We start from the raw sequence: 14,902 nt of genomic DNA, 5'->3' as shown, positions 1-14,902 counted from the left end.
CGACGGCCGCGTCGACGACAGACCCGAAACAGGAGCCAGCCCCATGACATCCGAGTACAAGACCGAGCAACCCGACCGCACGGAGATCGACGCCCTCAAGGGCCCTGCCGTCGTGGAGTTCGGCACCAACTGGTGCGGCATCTGCAAGGCCGCGCAGCCGAACATTGCCGAGGCCTTTGCCAAGTACCCGGACATTCCACGCATCAAGGTCGAAGACGGCAGCGGGCGCCCGCTGGGCCGTTCGTTCAACGTGCGGCTGTGGCCCACGCTGGTGTTCATGCGCGACGGCCAGCAGGTCGCGAAGCTGGTGCGTCCCGAAGACAGCCAGTCCATTGCGGACGCGCTGGCGTCGATCTCGCAGCCAGCCTGACGCACGCACATCGCGCGTCGCAGCGCCTGCTGCTTTCATGAAAATCTGGACGCAATTGCTCAGATAAATTCATTTCTCACGGGCGCCTGTCGCGTCCAGAATCCGCGTTCATGATGAACATCGCGGTACTGGACGACTACTTTGACACCTTGCGCACCCTGCCTTGCTTTCGCAAGCTGGATGGTCACCAGGTCGCGGTCTGGAACGACCATGTCGATGGTCTTGATGTGCTCGCGCGCAGGCTCGCCGATGCCGACGCGGTGGTGCTGATCCGCGAGCGCACCGCGCTCAGGGCTGCATTGCTGGAGCGCCTGCCCCGGCTGCGGCTGATCAGCCAGCGCAGCGTGTACCCGCACATCGACATCGAGGCCTGCACGCGGCTCGGCATCGTGGTGTCGTCGGACCTGCATCCGGGCACCCCGTCGTATGCGGCGGCCGAGCTGACCTGGGCCTTGCTGCTGTGCGCGGCCCGGCAGCTTCCCCAGCAGATGGCGTCGCTGCAGCGGGGCGACTGGCAGGCCGGCGTGGGCTCCACGCTTCGTGGCAAGACGCTGGGTATCTATGGCTACGGCCGCATCGGCGCCACCGTGGCGGGTTACGCTGAAGCCTTCAGCATGAAGGTGCTGGTGTGGGCGCGGCCGGATTCGCTGCAGCGTGCCCTTGCGGATGGACGGCAGCCGGCGCCGGACCGTGACGCCTTCTTTCGGGAATGCGATGCCATCTCGCTGCACATGCGGTTGGTGCCCGGCACTCGGGGCATCGTGCGACGCGAAGACCTCGCACTGATGAAGCCCAGCGCGATCCTTGTGAACACAAGCCGCGCAGGGCTGGTCGAACCCGGTGCGCTGGTCCAAGCCCTCCAGGCGGGGCGTCCGGCGATGGCGGCGGTGGACGTCTACGAAACGGAACCCCTCACCGATCCAGCCGATCCGTTGATCTCCCTGCCCAACGTGGTGTGCACGCCCCACATCGGCTACGTGACGCGCGAGGAATACGACCTGCAGTTCTCCGATGTCTTCGAGCAGATCACGGCCTTCGCCGAAGGTCACCCGACCAACGTGGTCAACCCGGACGTGCTGGGCCACATGCGGAGCGTCGCGGGGTCATGAACGCAGAGCTGCAGCGGCTGGCCGTGGAGGTCGATCTCCAGTCGGAGCGCCAGATGCCGTTGCGCCTGCGTTTCGGCTTTGCGTGCGTACAGCGCGTGCGGCACCTGCTGGAAGCACCGGAGGCCATCGATGCGCTGGACACGCTCGGCGCCTTCCTTGAAGGCCGCTGCGATGCACAGGCGCTGGCGCGGGTGCAGGAACGAATGGCAACTGTCGCGCGCAGCCACCCGGGCTCGGCCTCCATCGATGCGTCGGCGCATGCGGCCGTTTCCGCGACCTATGCCGTGTTCCATGCGGTGACGGGGCATGCGCTTCAGGCGGCGGAGTACGCCGCGTACGCCACGGTCTACGCGTATGGCGCCTATGCCTTGTCGGACCCCGACGCGTTTGCGGAAGAGTTTGCTTGGCAGGTCTCGGAGTTTTGTTCTTTGTCGAAGGGCTGTGCGGTTCCCTTTGGCGCGTGACGCTTTGCTGGGTGCTGTTCAGGGCGACGCCCACGCCGACACGGTGCTCTTTTTCGCGAATGTCCCCCGCTTCGCTCCTCCTTTATTTCGCGAAAAAGAGCCCCGTATCGGCGCGAGCGCTGGACAGGGCAGTCGTTGATCAGCAGTACACCAGCAGCGTGTCCCTGTGCGAATGACACCAGGTGCTCCCCGCAGCGAAATAAAGGAGGAGCGAAGCGGGGGACATTCGCGGAGGGGAGCACCTGGTGTCATTCGCACGCGCCCTGAACAAGAGCGTCAACCAAGCGCCTAACTACAACCCGAGTTGCCGGAAGTCCCGCGGCGCATGCCCCGTCCACTGCAGGAACGCGCGCGAAAAGCTCTTCTCGTTGCGAAACCCCACCGCCAGCGCCACCTGCTTGATCGGACGTGTGGTGCGTCGCAGCTGCTCCACCGCCAGCTCGTGGCGCACTTCATTCTTCAGCGTCTGCAGCGACGTGCCTTCCTCGTGCAGTTGGCGGTGCAGCGTGCGGCCCGATACGTTGAGCAACCCGGCCAGCGCCTCGGCCGTGGTCGCCTCGCTCGCACGCGAACGCAGCAGCTCGCGCACTCGTTGCCCCAGCAGGCGGTCGCGCCGGTACTGCAGGATGGTCAGCGGCAGCGCGCGCTTGAGCATGGTGCGCAACGCGCGTTCGTCGCGCTGCAGCGGCAGGGCGAGGTAGCGCTCGTCGAAACTGATGCTCGCCTGCGGCGCGTCGAAGCGCACCTCCGGCGTGAACATCGGCGCATAGGCGTCGCTGTGCGGCGGCGTTGCGAACGGAAAGGTCGCGCTGCGCAGCGAAATGCGCGAGTCGATGGCCCAGCACATGTAGCCGTGCATGAAGCGCAGGCTGGTCACCAGGCAGAACTCGCGGAAGGCGTCGTCCAGCGCGCGGTTCTCGGTGATGCGCAAGGTGGCCACGCCGCCCGCCACTTCGAGCGCGAGGCCGATGTCTTCGGTCAGCAGGCGGTGGTGGCGGCACCAGCGCTTGATGGCCACGCCCAGGTCGGGCGAGGTCAGCGACGCGCGGCACAGCATGCCGTAGCTGCCCCAGGGCAGCCGTCGCGAGAACCAGCCGAGCGCCTCGTCGTCCAGCTCCTGCATGGCGTGTTCCGACAGCGCCTCGAACTGGGCGGCTGTTACCCGTGCGCCCGGCCGGGCCAGTTCACGCGGCGTGATCTGTGCCGCCTGCAGGGCCTGCGCCGGATCGACCTCATAGCGCGCATAGCCCTGCACGATAGCTCGGACAAAGGCCATCGGGGTGACGGCGCGGGCGGGCCTCAGGAAGGATGGGGACGACATGGTTCGGCGGGTCAGGCGTGGCGCAATTTGCAACCATTGTGGCGCCAATTGCGGCGCCACGAGGCGTAAGCTGCGATCTTTCAAGCGCCATCCAGCGCGGGCAGTCCTGCGCGCCGACCCCTTCAGAGGAGACAACACACATGCACGATCCCGGCCTGAACTTCGACCTGGGCGACACCATCGACTCGCTGCGCAGCGCGATCCAGGACTTCGCCGCGAACGAGATCGCCCCCCGCGCCGCCGACATCGATCGCGACAACCTGTTCCCGCACGACCTCTGGCAAAAGCTGGGCGAACTCGGCCTGCACGGCATGACGGTGAAGGAAGAGTTCGGCGGCACCGAGCTGGGCTACCTGGCGCACATCGTGGCGATGGAAGAAGTCTCGCGCGCTTCGGCCTCGGTGGGCTTGTCGTATGGCGCGCACTCCAACCTGTGCGTGAACCAGATCCACCGCAACGGCAGCGATGCGCAGAAGAAGAAGTACCTGCCCAAGCTGGTGAGCGGCGAGCACGTCGGTGCGCTGGCCATGAGCGAGCCCAACGCCGGCTCCGACGTGGTGAGCATGAAGCTCAAGGCCGAGAAGAAGAACGGCTACTACGTGCTCAACGGCGGCAAGATGTGGATCACCAACGGCGGCGACGCCGACACGCTGGTCATCTACGCCAAGACCGAACCCGAGATGGGCGCGCGCGGCATGACGGCCTTCATCGTCGAGAAGAACTACAAGGGCTTCTCGGCCGGCACCAAGCTCGACAAGCTGGGCATGCGCGGCTCCAACACTTATCCGCTGTTCTTCGACAACTGCGAAGTGCCGGAAGAAAACGTGCTGGGCGGTGAAGGCCTGGGCGCGAAGGTGCTGATGAGCGGCCTCGACTACGAACGCGCGGTGCTCTCAGGCGGCCCGCTGGGCATCATGGCCGCGTGCATGGACGCGGTGCTGCCCTTCGTGCACGAGCGCAAGCAGTTCGGCCAGAGCATCGGTGAATTCCAACTGATGCAGGGCAAGCTGGCGGACATGTACTCGACCTGGCAAGCCACGCGCGCTTACGTGTACGCCGTGGGCAAGGCCTGCGACCGCAACGACCATGCGCGCACTTTCCGCAAGGACGCAGCCGGCGCGATTCTGTATTCGGCCGAGAAGGCGACGTGGATGGCCGGTGAGGCGATCCAGGCGCTGGGCGGCGTGGGCTACACGAAGGACTTTCCGGTGGAGCGGTTGTGGCGCGATGCCAAGCTGTACGAGATCGGTGCGGGCACGAGCGAGATCCGGCGCATGCTGATCGGTCGCGAGCTTTTCGCGGAAACGGCCTGAGCTGTTTTTCTCCCTCCCCTTCCGGGGGAGGGCAGGAGTGGGGGCAAGCGGCGTTCGATGAGGCACTGAATCCAACCAGCGCCGCTTGCCCTCATCCCAACCTTCCCCCGGAAGGGGAAGGGGCCAGACAAGGAGACAAGGAAGGAAATGGAAATGACTGCAGCAGCACTGACCGAGAGCTACGGCAAAGGCGCCACCGACGTCCCCCTCATCGAGCAACCCATCGGCGACTTCTTCGACGACATGGTCGAAAAGCAACCCGACCGCGAAGCGCTCATCAGCCGCCATGAAGGCCAGCGCTTCACTTACCGCGAGCTGCAGACCGAATCGAACAAGCTCGCCAGCGCGCTGCTGAACCTCGGCCTCGCAGCCGGCGACCGCGTCGGCATCTGGTCGCACAACAACGTGCCGTGGGTGCTGATGCAGATCGCCACCGCCAAGGTCGGCCTGATCCTCGTCAACATCAATCCCGCGTACCGCACCTCCGAGCTGGAATACGCGCTCAACAAGGTCGGCTGCAAGGCGCTGGTGACGATGGCGCAGTTCAAGACCAGCGACTACCTGGGCATGCTGCGCGAGCTGGGCCCCAAGCGCCTGCCGCTGCTGCAGCACACCTTCTGGATCGACGGCAAGGCGGCTGCGAGTGTGGAAGAGCCGGGCATGCAGCGCTTCAGCCAACTGCTCGCAAGCGGCGATGCGGCCGATCCGCGCATCGCACAGATCCAGAAGACGCTGAAGTCCACCGACCCCATCAACATCCAGTTCACCAGCGGCACCACGGGCTTTCCCAAGGGCGCGACGCTCACGCACCGCAACATCCTGAACAACGGCTTCTTCATCGGCGAATGCATGAAGCTGTCGCCCATCGACAAGCTCTGCATTCCGGTGCCGCTGTACCACTGCTTCGGCATGGTGCTGGGCAACCTGGCCTGCCTGACCCACGGCTCGGCCATCGTGTACCCGAACGACGGGTTCGATCCGCTCACCGTGCTCGAAACCGTACAGGCCGAGAAGTGCACCGGCCTGCATGGCGTGCCCACGATGTTCATTGCCGAACTCGACCATCCGCGCTTCAAGGAGTTCGACCTGTCGACGCTGCGCACCGGCATCATGGCCGGATCGCCGTGCCCCACCGAGGTGATGAAGCGCGTGGTCGACCAGATGCACCTGAGCGAGATCACCATCGCCTACGGCATGACCGAGACCAGCCCGGTGAGCTGCCAGAGCAGCACCGACACGCCGCTGGACAAACGCGTGTCCACCGTGGGCACCGTGCAGCCGCACCTCGAGGTGAAGATCATCGACCCCGAGACCGGCGCGGTCATGCCGACGGGCCAGTCGGGCGAACTCTGCACGCGCGGCTACTCGGTGATGCACGGCTACTGGGAAGACGAGCCGCGCACGCGCGAAGCCATCGACGCCGAACACTGGATGCACACCGGCGACCTCGCCACCATGGACGCCGAGGGCTACGTCAACATCGTCGGCCGCATCAAGGACCTGGTGATCCGCGGCGGCGAGAACATCTACCCGCGCGAGATCGAAGAGTTTCTGTACCGCCACCCGAAGGTGCAGGACGTGCAGGTGGTCGGCTTGCCCGACAGGAAGTACGGCGAAGAGCTGTGCGCCTGGATCATCGTCAAGCCCGGCCAGACTGCCACCGATACCGAGATCCGCGACTTCTGCAAAGGCCAGATCGCGCACTACAAGGTGCCGAAGTACATCCAGTTCGTCACCGAATTCCCGATGACGGTGACCGGCAAGATCCAGAAATTCAAGATCCGCGATGCCATGACCGAGCAACTCGGCCTTAAGCAAGAAAAGACAGCATGAGCAAAATCGAAACCAAACTGAACGCCCGCTCGGCCGACTTCCAGGCCAACGCCGCAGCCATGCGTGCGCTGGTCGACGACCTGCACAAGCAGTTCGCCAAGGTGGAGCAGGGCGGCGGCGAGGCCGCACGCGCCAAGCACACCGCGCGCGGCAAGCTGCTGCCGCGCGACCGCGTGGCCGAGCTGCTCGACCCGGGCACGCCGTTCCTTGAAATCGCGCCGCTGGCCGCGCATGCGATGTACCTCGATGGCAAGGGGGCCGAATCGGCGCCGGGCGCCGGCATCATCGCCGGCATCGGCCGCGTGAACGGTGTCGACTGCATGATCGTCTGCAACGACGCGACGGTGAAGGGCGGCACCTACTACCCGCTGACGGTGAAGAAGCATCTGCGCGCGCAGGAAATCGCCGAGCAGAACCGCCTGCCCTGCATCTACCTGGTGGACTCGGGCGGCGCCAACCTGCCGAACCAGGACGAGGTGTTCCCCGACCGCGACCACTTCGGCCGCATCTTCTACAACCAGGCCAACATGAGCGCCCAGGGCATTCCGCAGATCGCGGTGGTCATGGGCTCGTGCACGGCGGGTGGCGCGTATGTGCCGGCAATGAGCGACGAGTCGATCATCGTCAAGAACCAGGGCACGATTTTCCTGGGCGGCCCGCCGCTCGTGAAGGCGGCCACCGGCGAAGTGGTGACGGCCGAAGACCTGGGCGGCGGCGACGTGCACACGCGGCTGTCGGGCGTGGCCGATCACCTGGCGCAGAACGACCTGCATGCGCTGGCGCTGGCGCGTACGGCGGTTGCGAATCTCAATGCGAAGGCGGCAACGCCACTGCCGGCTGCACACCCCGCGGTGAGCGCACCGGCATTCCCGCGCGAAGAACTGTACGGCGTGATCCCCACCGACACGCGCAAGCCCTTCGACGTGCGCGAGATCATCGCGCGCATCGTCGACGGCAGCGAGTTCCATGAATTCAAGGCCCGCTTCGGCGCCACGCTGGTCTGCGGCTTCGCCGAGATCGAAGGCATGCCGGTGGGCATCATCGCCAACAACGGCATCCTGTTTTCCGAGTCGGCGCAGAAGGGCGCGCACTTCATCGAGCTGTGCTGCCATCGCAAGATCCCGCTGGTGTTCCTGCAGAACATCACCGGCTTCATGGTGGGCCGCAAGTACGAGAACGAAGGCATCGCGCGCCACGGCGCCAAGATGGTGACGGCCGTGGCCACCGCCAACGTGCCCAAGTTCACCATCATCATCGGCGGCAGCTTCGGCGCCGGCAACTACGGCATGTGCGGCCGTGCGTACAGCCCGCGCTTTCTCTGGATGTGGCCCAACGCGCGCATCAGCGTCATGGGCGGCGAGCAGGCCGCGAGCGTGCTGGCCACCGTCAAGCGCGACGGCATCGAACTCAAGGGCGGCACCTGGAGCAAGGAAGAGGAAGAAGCCTTCAAGGCGCCGCTTCGCCAGCAGTACGAAGAGCAGGGCCACCCCTACTACGCCACCGCGCGGCTGTGGGACGACGGCATCATCGATCCGGCCGACACGCGCCGCGTGCTGGCGCTGGGCCTGGCGGCATCGCGCAATGCGCCGATTCCCGAGCCGAAGTTCGGCATCTTCCGGATGTGATGGCGATGCGGCTTGCGCACTTCTTCGGTTCGCGTGTCAGGCGGGGGGCGGCTGCCCTCGGGCTGGCCGCGCTGGCGATTTGCGCGCAGGCCTTTGCGGCCACCCTTCCGGAATCGGTGGTCATGGTGCCGAAGAAGGGCGGGCTGTTCACGACCGAACTCGAAACCACGCTCTACGTGCCCGAGGGCACCGGCCCGTTTCCCATTGCGGTCATCAACCACGGCAAGGCGAACGGTGACCCGAGGTTCCAGGCGCGCTACAAGCCGCTGGGCGCGGTGCGCTTCTTTCTCTCGCGCGGCTATGCGGTGGTCGTGCCGATGCGGCAGGGCTTTTCCAAATCCACCGGCAGCTACATCGGCGGCGGCTGCAACATCGAGAGCAATGGCCGTGAGCAGGCCGGCGATGTGGCGGCAGTGCTCGACCACGTGGTCGCGCAGCCCTGGGCGGACAAGTCGCGCATCGTGGTCGTGGGCCAGTCGCATGGTGGCTGGACCACGCTGGCCTTCGGCACGCTGCATTACCCCGGCGTCAAGGGGCTGATCGATTTCGCCGGCGGCCTGCGGCAAGAGAACTGCGTGGCATGGCAGAACGGCCTGATCGGCGCGGCCGGCACCTACGGCAAGGAAACGCGCACGCCCTCGCTCTGGTTCTACGGCGACAACGACAGCTACTTTCCGCCCTTTGCATGGAAGGGCATGCACGAGAGCTACGTGGCGTCCGGCGGACGCGCGAAGCTGGTGGCCTTCGGAACCTTCGGCGGCGACTCGCATGCCATGTTCGGCTCTCCCGCGGGCGCGCCCATCTGGCAGCCGGAGGTTGCGAGCTTCCTGCGCGAGATCGGCCTGCCCGACCAGCCCCTGCCCGAGTTCGCGCGCTATGCGGTGGCGGCAAGGCCACCGGCCAGCGGCTTTGCGCCGCTCGACGCGATCGATCGCGTGCCCGACCAGAGCGCCGCCTCGCTGGGCGGCTACCGCGTCTTTCTCACCAAGACATCGCCACGGGCCTTTGCCGCCAATGCCCAAGGGGGCTGGGGCTCCGCCTGGGGCGGCGACGACCCCATGGGCCGTGCGATGGACAACTGCGCCCGCAAGTCCACTGCGGGCGAGTGCCACCTCTACGCCGTCGACGACAAGGTCGTCTGGAATCCGACACCATGAATGAATACACCACGCTGAAACTGACGATCGAAGGCGCCCTTGCGCGCATCTGGCTCGACCAGCCCGACGCCCGCAATGCCTTCGACGACATCGTGATCGCCGAGCTGACACGCGCCTTCACCGAAGCCGGCGCCGCGCCGCAGGTCAAGGCCATCGTGCTCGGCGCCAACGGCCCTGCCTTCTGTGCGGGCGCCAACCTCAACTGGATGCGCCGCATGGCCGACTACACCCGCGACGAGAACATCGCCGACGCGGGCAAGCTGGCCGAGATGCTGCGCGTCATCGCCGAGTGCCCCAAGCCGACCATCGCGCGCGTGCAGGGCGATGTGTACGCCGGTGGCATGGGCCTCGTGGCCGCATGCGACATGGCCGTGAGCGTCGACACCGCCTGGTACTGCCTGAGCGAAGTCAAGATCGGCCTTGTGCCCGCGACCATCAGCCCGTATGTGCTGCGCGCGATGGGCACGCGCGCCTCGCAGCGCTACTTCCTCACTGCAGAGCGCTTCACGGCCACCGAGGCGCACCGCATCGGCTTCGTGCATGAAGTGGTGGCGGCCGATGCGCTCGATGCCAAGGTCGACGAGCTGCTGAAGGCGCTGACCGGCGCAAGCCCTGCGGCCGTGCGTGCCTGCAAGCAACTGATTGCCGATGTGGCCGGCCGCGAGATCGACGATGCGCTGATCGCGAAAACAGTGGAAGGCATCGCCGACATCCGTTCGAGCGAAGAAGGCCGCGAGGGCGTGCAGGCCTTCCTGCAGAAGCGCAAGCCATCGTGGCTGGACGCCGGCAAGGCCTGAGATGCCGCACCGCCCGCTGATCGAACGCATGGATGCCTGGCTGGCCGCGAACCGCGCCGGGTATCACGCTGCGCTTCAGCCGGGCGTGAGCGATGCGCAGCTCGACGCCTTCGAGGCGAAGTTCTCGCTGACGCTGCCCGAAGCCTTTCGCGCGCTCTATCGCTGGCGCAACGGCCAGCCGAACAGCAGCTTCGACAGCTTCCAGGACAACCGCATGCTCTCTTCGCTCGAAGACATCGCCGACACCAAGGAGATGCTTGACGACATGATCGGCTCCGACTTCGAGGACCCGGCCACCTGGCGGCGCGGCTGGGTACCGTTCCTGTCGAACGGTGGCGGCAGCTACCTGTGCGTCGATGTCGATGCAGAGGGCGGCGGCCAGCCGGGCCAGTTGATCGCCTTCTGGAAGGCCGACGAAGACCGGCCGGTAGAGCACGCCTCGGTACAGGCCTGGCTCGCGGACCTCGTGGCTTCCATGGAAGCCGGAACGCTCGAACTTTCCTGAGGGCTCATCCATGAACACCAGCCTCGACATGCCCCAACTGCTCGCATTGGCCGCCGCCATCGGCTGGGCCAGCGGCGTGCGCCTTTACCTGGTCGTGCTGCTGACCGGCATCGTCGGCTACTTCGGCTGGGTGCCGTTGCCCAGCGGGCTGCAATTGCTGGCGCATCCGGTCGTGATCGCGGCGAGCGGCTTCATGGTGTTCATCGAGTTCTTCGCTGACAAGATCCCCGGCCTCGATTCGCTGTGGGACATGGTGCACACCGCCATCCGCATCCCGGCCGGCGCGGCGCTCGCGGCCAGCGTGTTCGGTGCCGACCATGGCGTGATGGCCATCGTGGCGGCGCTGGTGGGCGGCGGCTTCGCGGCCACGGCGCATGCGGCCAAGGCCACCACGCGCGCGGCGATCAACACCTCGCCCGAGCCGTTCTCCAATGTGGGCGCATCGCTGGTCGAAGACACGATGGTGCCCGTGGGGCTGTGGCTGGCGGTGGCGCACCCCTTCATTTTTTCCGTGCTGTTCGTGCTGGTGCTTGTGCTGAGCGTGTGGCTCATCCGCAAGAGCTGGCGTTTCCTCAAGGCGCTGTTCGCCCGCGTGGCCCGCATCTTCAGCGGCCGACCCGATCCGGGCGTGGTGCCCGCGTTTCAACTGAAAAAGAATCCTCCGGGAGACACTCCGAATGTTTAAGAAGATCCTCATTGCAAACCGTGGCGAGATCGCTTGCCGTGTTGCTGCAACCGCGCGACGCATGGCGATTCGTACGGTGGCCGTGTACTCCGATGCCGACGCGCATGCCAACCACGTGCGCGCCTGCGACGAGTCGGTGCACATCGGCGGCAGCGCGCCCAAAGACAGCTACCTGCGCTGGGAAAAGCTTCTCGAAGCCGCCAAGGCCACGGGCGCGGAAGCCGTGCACCCCGGCTACGGCTTCCTGAGCGAGAACGAAGAGTTCGCGCGGGCCTGTGCCGAAGCCGGTCTGGTCTTCATCGGCCCGCCGCCCTCGGCCATCAAGGCCATGGGCCTGAAGGCCGAGTCGAAGCAGCTGATGGAAAAGGCCGGCGTGCCGCTGGTGCCCGGCTACCACGGCCATGACCAGGACCCTGCGCTGCTGCAGCGCGAGGCCGACCGCATCGGCTACCCGGTGCTCATCAAGGCCAGCGCCGGCGGTGGCGGCAAGGGCATGCGCGCGGTCGACAAGGCCGAAGACTTCGCGGCGGCGCTGGCCTCTTGCCAGCGCGAGGCGATCAACAGCTTCGGCGACGACGCGGTGCTGATCGAAAAGTACGTGCAACGCCCGCGCCACATCGAGATCCAGGTGTTCGGCGACACGCAAGGCAACTACGTGTACCTGTTCGAGCGCGACTGCTCGGTGCAGCGCCGCCACCAGAAGGTGCTGGAAGAAGCGCCCGCGCCTGGCATGACCGAAGCCATGCGCAAGCAGATGGGCGATGCCGCCGTGGCCGCCGCACGCGCCGTGAACTACGTGGGTGCGGGCACGGTCGAGTTCATCGTCGAGCAGCGAGAAGGCGGCGAAATGAACTTCTTCTTCATGGAGATGAACACGCGCCTGCAGGTGGAGCACCCCGTGACCGAAGCCATCACCGGCCTCGACCTCGTGGAATGGCAACTGCGCGTGGCCTCGGGCGAGCCGCTGCCTGCGAAGCAGGCCGACCTGCAGATCCACGGCCATGCCATCGAGGCGCGCATTTGCGCCGAGAACCCCGACAACAACTTCCTGCCCGCCACAGGCACGCTGCGCGTGTACCGCAAGCCCCAGGCCACGGCCTTCCAGCGCAGCCGTGTCCGCATCGATGATGGCGTGCGCGAAGGCGGCGAAATCTCGCCTTTCTACGACTCGATGATCGCCAAGCTGATCGTGCACGGCAGCACGCGCGAAGAGGCGCTGGCCCGGCTCGACGCCGCGCTGGCACAGGTGCAGATCGTGGGCGTGTCGACCAACGTGCAGTTTCTGCGCGGCATCCTGGCGACCGAGTCGTTCTCGAAGGCCAATCTCGACACGGCGTTGATCGAGCGCGAGCGTGCCGTCTTGTTTGACCGTGAGGCCCTGGGCCTGCCACTGGCGGCGGCCGCCGCCATCACGCGCACGCTGGTCACCGAACGGCCGGCGGGTGTGCCGGATCCTTTCGAGCGCCGCGATGGCTGGCGTTCGCATGGCGAGTACCTGCGCCGCTTCGACTTCGAGTTTCGCGGCGCCGAACAGATCGCCCTGCTGACCTACAAGCGCGACGGCAGCCTCTGGCTCGAAGCCGGCGGCGTGGAAGGCCCGCTGGTTGTCGGCCAGTTCCCGTCGGGCGAGTTCGAGGTCGAGTTCGCGGGCAACCGGCAGACGCTCGACGTGCACGTCGACGGCGCCACGGCCCATGTGTTCGCATCGAAGGGCGCGACGAAGATCACCGCCATCGACCGCCTTGCCCATGCGGGCGATACGCAGGCCGAAGGCGGGCGGCTCACGGCGCCGATGCCGGGCAGGGTCGTGTCCTTCGCGGTCAAGGCCGGCGACAAGGTCAGCCGCGGCCAGCCTCTGGCGGTGATGGAGGCGATGAAAATGGAGCACACCATCGCAGCGCCCGCAGACGGCACCGTGGAAGAACTCATGTTCGCCCCCGGCGAACAGGTGGCCGAAGGCGACGAATTGTTGCGAATGGCCACGGCAACGGTTTAACCCCGTTGCGGGTTCCGGCCCGTATCAGCTGCGGTAGTCGTTTTTTCAAAGGGATTTTCATGCCGCATCGCAAGCCTCTCGTTTCGTCCCGCTTCGCCCGTCACCGCACGGGCATCGTCCTGCTGGCCCTGGCGGCCGCGCTCTCCATCGCCGGTTGTAGCCAGAAGAGAGATGCCGAATCATCTGGCGCGCCACCGCCGCCAGCCCCCATGCAGGCGGCTGCAGGCTATGGTGGCATGGCGAAGAAGGAAGACCGCGTGCGGGCCGCGATGCCGCAGACAGCATCCGCACCCGCGCCTGCTGGCGCCGACCAGCAGGCGCAGGAGACGCCATTCCAGCGCTACCTTGCCATCCGGCAGGACTTGAACGTGGAGGTGCCGTCCGAGCAACTGCCCGACGCTTGGGGCAAGGTGCGCGACCTGTGCGACACCCTGAAGTGCGAGCTGCTGTCGTCATCCCTCTTGCGCGAGACCCCGCGGCAGGTCGGCAAGGCCATGCTTGAAATGCGTGTGGAGCCCGCCGACGTCGACAAGCTGCTCAACGGCCTGGCCGGCGTGGCCAAGGTGGTGTCGCAGAACACCACCTGCGAAGACAAGACCTCGGAAGTGATCGACGTCGAGGCGCGCATCAAGAACCGCACCGAGTTTCGCGACAGCCTGCGCCTGATGCTGCGCGACAAGACCACCAAGCGCGACATGTCCGACGTACTGGAAATACAGCGCACGCTGGCCGACACGCAAGCCGAGCTGGACAGCAGCGCCACGCAGCGCAAGGTGCTCGAGCAGCAGACCAGCAAGCAGCACATCCAGATCCAGTTCACGACGACCCGCGTGCTGGTGCAGGGCGGCGACAGCTACAACCCGATGATGCGTGCGCTGCGCCAGGCGGGCTCGGTGCTGGCCGAGAGCGTGGGCGTGCTCATCACCTTCCTGGCGGCTGTGTTGCCGTGGCTGTTGCTGGTGGTGCTGCCGTTCGGCTGGCTGGTGCGGATGCTGTGGCGCCGTCGCCGTTCTAAGATCGCCTGAGGACCGAGCCCGGGTCCGTCATCTACCTTGCAGGAGATTGCCTTGATGGACCCGCTTCGCCTCTACGTGGACGCCCAGTTCACGAGTCCCTATGCCATGTCGGTGTTCGTGGCGCTGCACGAAAAAGAGTTGCCGTTCGAGATGTCGACGGTCGATCTTGGGGCGCTCGAACATCGGGCGGCGGGCTTTTCAGACCTGTCGCTGACGCAGCGCGTGCCGACGCTGCGGCATGGCGACTTCGCGCTCTCGGAGTCGTCGGCGATCACCGAGTACATCGACGAAGTCTTTCCGGGCACTGCGCTGTATCCGTTGGAGCCGCGCAGCAGGGCGAGGGCGCGCCAGTTGCAGGCCTGGCTTCGCAGCGACCTGATGCCGATCCGGCAGGAGCGTGCGACCGACGTGGTGTTCTTCCGGCCTTCGAGCGTGCCGCTGTCCGCCGCCGCGCAGGCGTCGGCGAAGACGCTTTTCGATTTTGCGGAAGCCCTGCTTCCCGCTGATGCGGAGAACCTGTTCGGCGCGTGGTCCATCGCGGATGTGGACCTGGCGCTGATGCTGAATCGCCTGGTGCTGAATGGGGATGCCGTGCCTCAGAGGCTGGCGTCGTATGCGAGCCGGCAGTGGCAACGGCCGTCTGTCCAGCGTTGGGTTCAGCAGGCGCGTGTGCCGATCTGACATGCCTGGCGCGCGTGCTCCGAGCCGGCG

The 14,902-nt window shown here is 66.3% G+C and carries 14 protein-coding genes; 13 read left to right on the top strand and 1 reads right to left on the bottom strand.

The genetic code is table 11. From position 1 onward, the window contains the following. The first annotated feature begins 43 nt into the window (after window positions 1–43). The 3 genes from H7F35_RS08120 (at window position 44) to H7F35_RS08110 (ending at window position 1,943) form a co-directional block, all read left to right on the top strand. Window positions 44–370: a thioredoxin family protein gene (locus tag H7F35_RS08120; protein WP_187112404.1), complete on the top strand. Its 327-nt coding sequence runs from the start codon at window positions 44–46 to the stop codon at window positions 368–370. A 113-nt stretch (window positions 371–483) separates the two neighbouring features. Then, window positions 484–1,479: a D-2-hydroxyacid dehydrogenase family protein gene (locus H7F35_RS08115; protein ID WP_187114191.1), complete on the top strand. Its 996-nt coding sequence runs from the start codon at window positions 484–486 to the stop codon at window positions 1,477–1,479. Then, window positions 1,476–1,943 (top strand): putative immunity protein, encoded by a 468-nt coding sequence (locus H7F35_RS08110; RefSeq protein WP_187112403.1) that lies wholly within the window; start codon window positions 1,476–1,478, stop codon window positions 1,941–1,943. The genes H7F35_RS08115 and H7F35_RS08110 overlap by 4 nt, the downstream gene beginning before the upstream one ends. A 292-nt stretch (window positions 1,944–2,235) precedes the next feature. On the opposite strand, the gene H7F35_RS08105 is transcribed toward H7F35_RS08110, so the two are convergent. Beyond that, complete coding sequence (locus H7F35_RS08105; RefSeq protein ID WP_187112402.1) at window positions 2,236–3,264, bottom strand: AraC family transcriptional regulator; 1,029 nt, start codon at window positions 3,262–3,264, stop codon at window positions 2,236–2,238. A gap of 140 nt (window positions 3,265–3,404) precedes the next feature. On the opposite strand from H7F35_RS08105, the gene H7F35_RS08100 reads away from it, so the two are divergent. The 10 genes from H7F35_RS08100 to yfcF all read left to right on the top strand — a co-directional run bounded on the left by H7F35_RS08100 (window position 3,405) and on the right by yfcF (window position 14,872). Beyond that, complete coding sequence (locus H7F35_RS08100) at window positions 3,405–4,577, top strand: isovaleryl-CoA dehydrogenase (protein ID WP_187112401.1); 1,173 nt, start codon at window positions 3,405–3,407, stop codon at window positions 4,575–4,577. 147 nt (window positions 4,578–4,724) lie between these two features. Continuing rightward, a complete protein-coding gene (locus H7F35_RS08095) occupies window positions 4,725–6,410 on the top strand; it encodes an AMP-binding protein (RefSeq protein WP_187112400.1) in 1,686 nt (561 codons plus the stop codon). Further along, on the top strand, window positions 6,407–8,035 hold the full coding sequence (locus H7F35_RS08090; protein ID WP_187112399.1) for a carboxyl transferase domain-containing protein: 1,629 nt from the start codon (window positions 6,407–6,409) through the stop codon (window positions 8,033–8,035). The genes H7F35_RS08095 and H7F35_RS08090 overlap by 4 nt, the downstream gene beginning before the upstream one ends. 122 nt (window positions 8,036–8,157) lie before the next feature. Beyond that, window positions 8,158–9,192, top strand: coding sequence for a dienelactone hydrolase family protein (locus tag H7F35_RS08085; RefSeq protein ID WP_261803563.1), 1,035 nt, complete (start codon window positions 8,158–8,160; stop codon window positions 9,190–9,192). Continuing rightward, window positions 9,189–9,989: an enoyl-CoA hydratase/isomerase family protein gene (locus H7F35_RS08080; RefSeq protein ID WP_187112397.1), complete on the top strand. Its 801-nt coding sequence runs from the start codon at window positions 9,189–9,191 to the stop codon at window positions 9,987–9,989. The genes H7F35_RS08085 and H7F35_RS08080 overlap by 4 nt, the downstream gene beginning before the upstream one ends. Window position 9,990: 1 nt before the next feature. Further along, window positions 9,991–10,494, top strand: coding sequence for an SMI1/KNR4 family protein (locus H7F35_RS08075; RefSeq protein WP_187112396.1), 504 nt, complete (start codon window positions 9,991–9,993; stop codon window positions 10,492–10,494). Between the two features lie 10 nt (window positions 10,495–10,504). After that, complete coding sequence (locus tag H7F35_RS08070; protein WP_187112395.1) at window positions 10,505–11,179, top strand: DUF4126 domain-containing protein; 675 nt, start codon at window positions 10,505–10,507, stop codon at window positions 11,177–11,179. Continuing rightward, window positions 11,172–13,175 carry an acetyl/propionyl/methylcrotonyl-CoA carboxylase subunit alpha gene (locus H7F35_RS08065; RefSeq protein ID WP_187112394.1) on the top strand — a complete coding sequence of 668 codons (2,004 nt, stop codon included), beginning with the start codon at window positions 11,172–11,174 and terminating at the stop codon, window positions 13,173–13,175. The genes H7F35_RS08070 and H7F35_RS08065 overlap by 8 nt, the downstream gene beginning before the upstream one ends. 59 nt (window positions 13,176–13,234) lie before the next feature. Next, complete coding sequence (locus tag H7F35_RS08060; RefSeq protein ID WP_187112393.1) at window positions 13,235–14,200, top strand: DUF4349 domain-containing protein; 966 nt, start codon at window positions 13,235–13,237, stop codon at window positions 14,198–14,200. 45 nt (window positions 14,201–14,245) lie between these two features. Further along, the gene (yfcF, locus tag H7F35_RS08055) at window positions 14,246–14,872 is read left to right on the top strand and encodes a glutathione transferase (RefSeq protein WP_187112392.1); all 627 of its coding nucleotides are present in this window, start codon (window positions 14,246–14,248) and stop codon (window positions 14,870–14,872) included. The last annotated feature ends 30 nt before the right edge of the window (window positions 14,873–14,902 follow it).

Source organism: Variovorax sp. PAMC26660 (assembly GCF_014302995.1).
In the GTDB taxonomy this organism is placed as follows: Bacteria; Pseudomonadota; Gammaproteobacteria; order Burkholderiales; family Burkholderiaceae_C; genus Variovorax.
This window is presented reverse-complemented; position numbering and strand designations above follow the sequence as displayed.

Bases quoted from the DNA above. Each gene is read 5' to 3' on its own strand.
- H7F35_RS08120 (WP_187112404.1), top strand. From the start codon at position 44: ATGACATCCGAGTACAAGACCGAGCAACCCGACCGCACGGAGATCGAC.
- H7F35_RS08115 (WP_187114191.1), top strand. From the start codon at position 484: ATGAACATCGCGGTACTGGACGACTACTTTGACACCTTGCGCACCCTG.
- H7F35_RS08110 (WP_187112403.1), top strand. From the start codon at position 1,476: ATGAACGCAGAGCTGCAGCGGCTGGCCGTGGAGGTCGATCTCCAGTCG.
- H7F35_RS08105 (WP_187112402.1), bottom strand. From the start codon at position 3,264: ATGTCGTCCCCATCCTTCCTGAGGCCCGCCCGCGCCGTCACCCCGATG.
- H7F35_RS08100 (WP_187112401.1), top strand. From the start codon at position 3,405: ATGCACGATCCCGGCCTGAACTTCGACCTGGGCGACACCATCGACTCG.
- H7F35_RS08095 (WP_187112400.1), top strand. From the start codon at position 4,725: ATGGAAATGACTGCAGCAGCACTGACCGAGAGCTACGGCAAAGGCGCC.
- H7F35_RS08090 (WP_187112399.1), top strand. From the start codon at position 6,407: ATGAGCAAAATCGAAACCAAACTGAACGCCCGCTCGGCCGACTTCCAG.
- H7F35_RS08085 (WP_261803563.1), top strand. From the start codon at position 8,158: ATGGTGCCGAAGAAGGGCGGGCTGTTCACGACCGAACTCGAAACCACG.
- H7F35_RS08080 (WP_187112397.1), top strand. From the start codon at position 9,189: ATGAATGAATACACCACGCTGAAACTGACGATCGAAGGCGCCCTTGCG.
- H7F35_RS08075 (WP_187112396.1), top strand. From the start codon at position 9,991: ATGCCGCACCGCCCGCTGATCGAACGCATGGATGCCTGGCTGGCCGCG.
- H7F35_RS08070 (WP_187112395.1), top strand. From the start codon at position 10,505: ATGAACACCAGCCTCGACATGCCCCAACTGCTCGCATTGGCCGCCGCC.
- H7F35_RS08065 (WP_187112394.1), top strand. From the start codon at position 11,172: ATGTTTAAGAAGATCCTCATTGCAAACCGTGGCGAGATCGCTTGCCGT.
- H7F35_RS08060 (WP_187112393.1), top strand. From the start codon at position 13,235: ATGCCGCATCGCAAGCCTCTCGTTTCGTCCCGCTTCGCCCGTCACCGC.
- yfcF (WP_187112392.1), top strand. From the start codon at position 14,246: ATGGACCCGCTTCGCCTCTACGTGGACGCCCAGTTCACGAGTCCCTAT.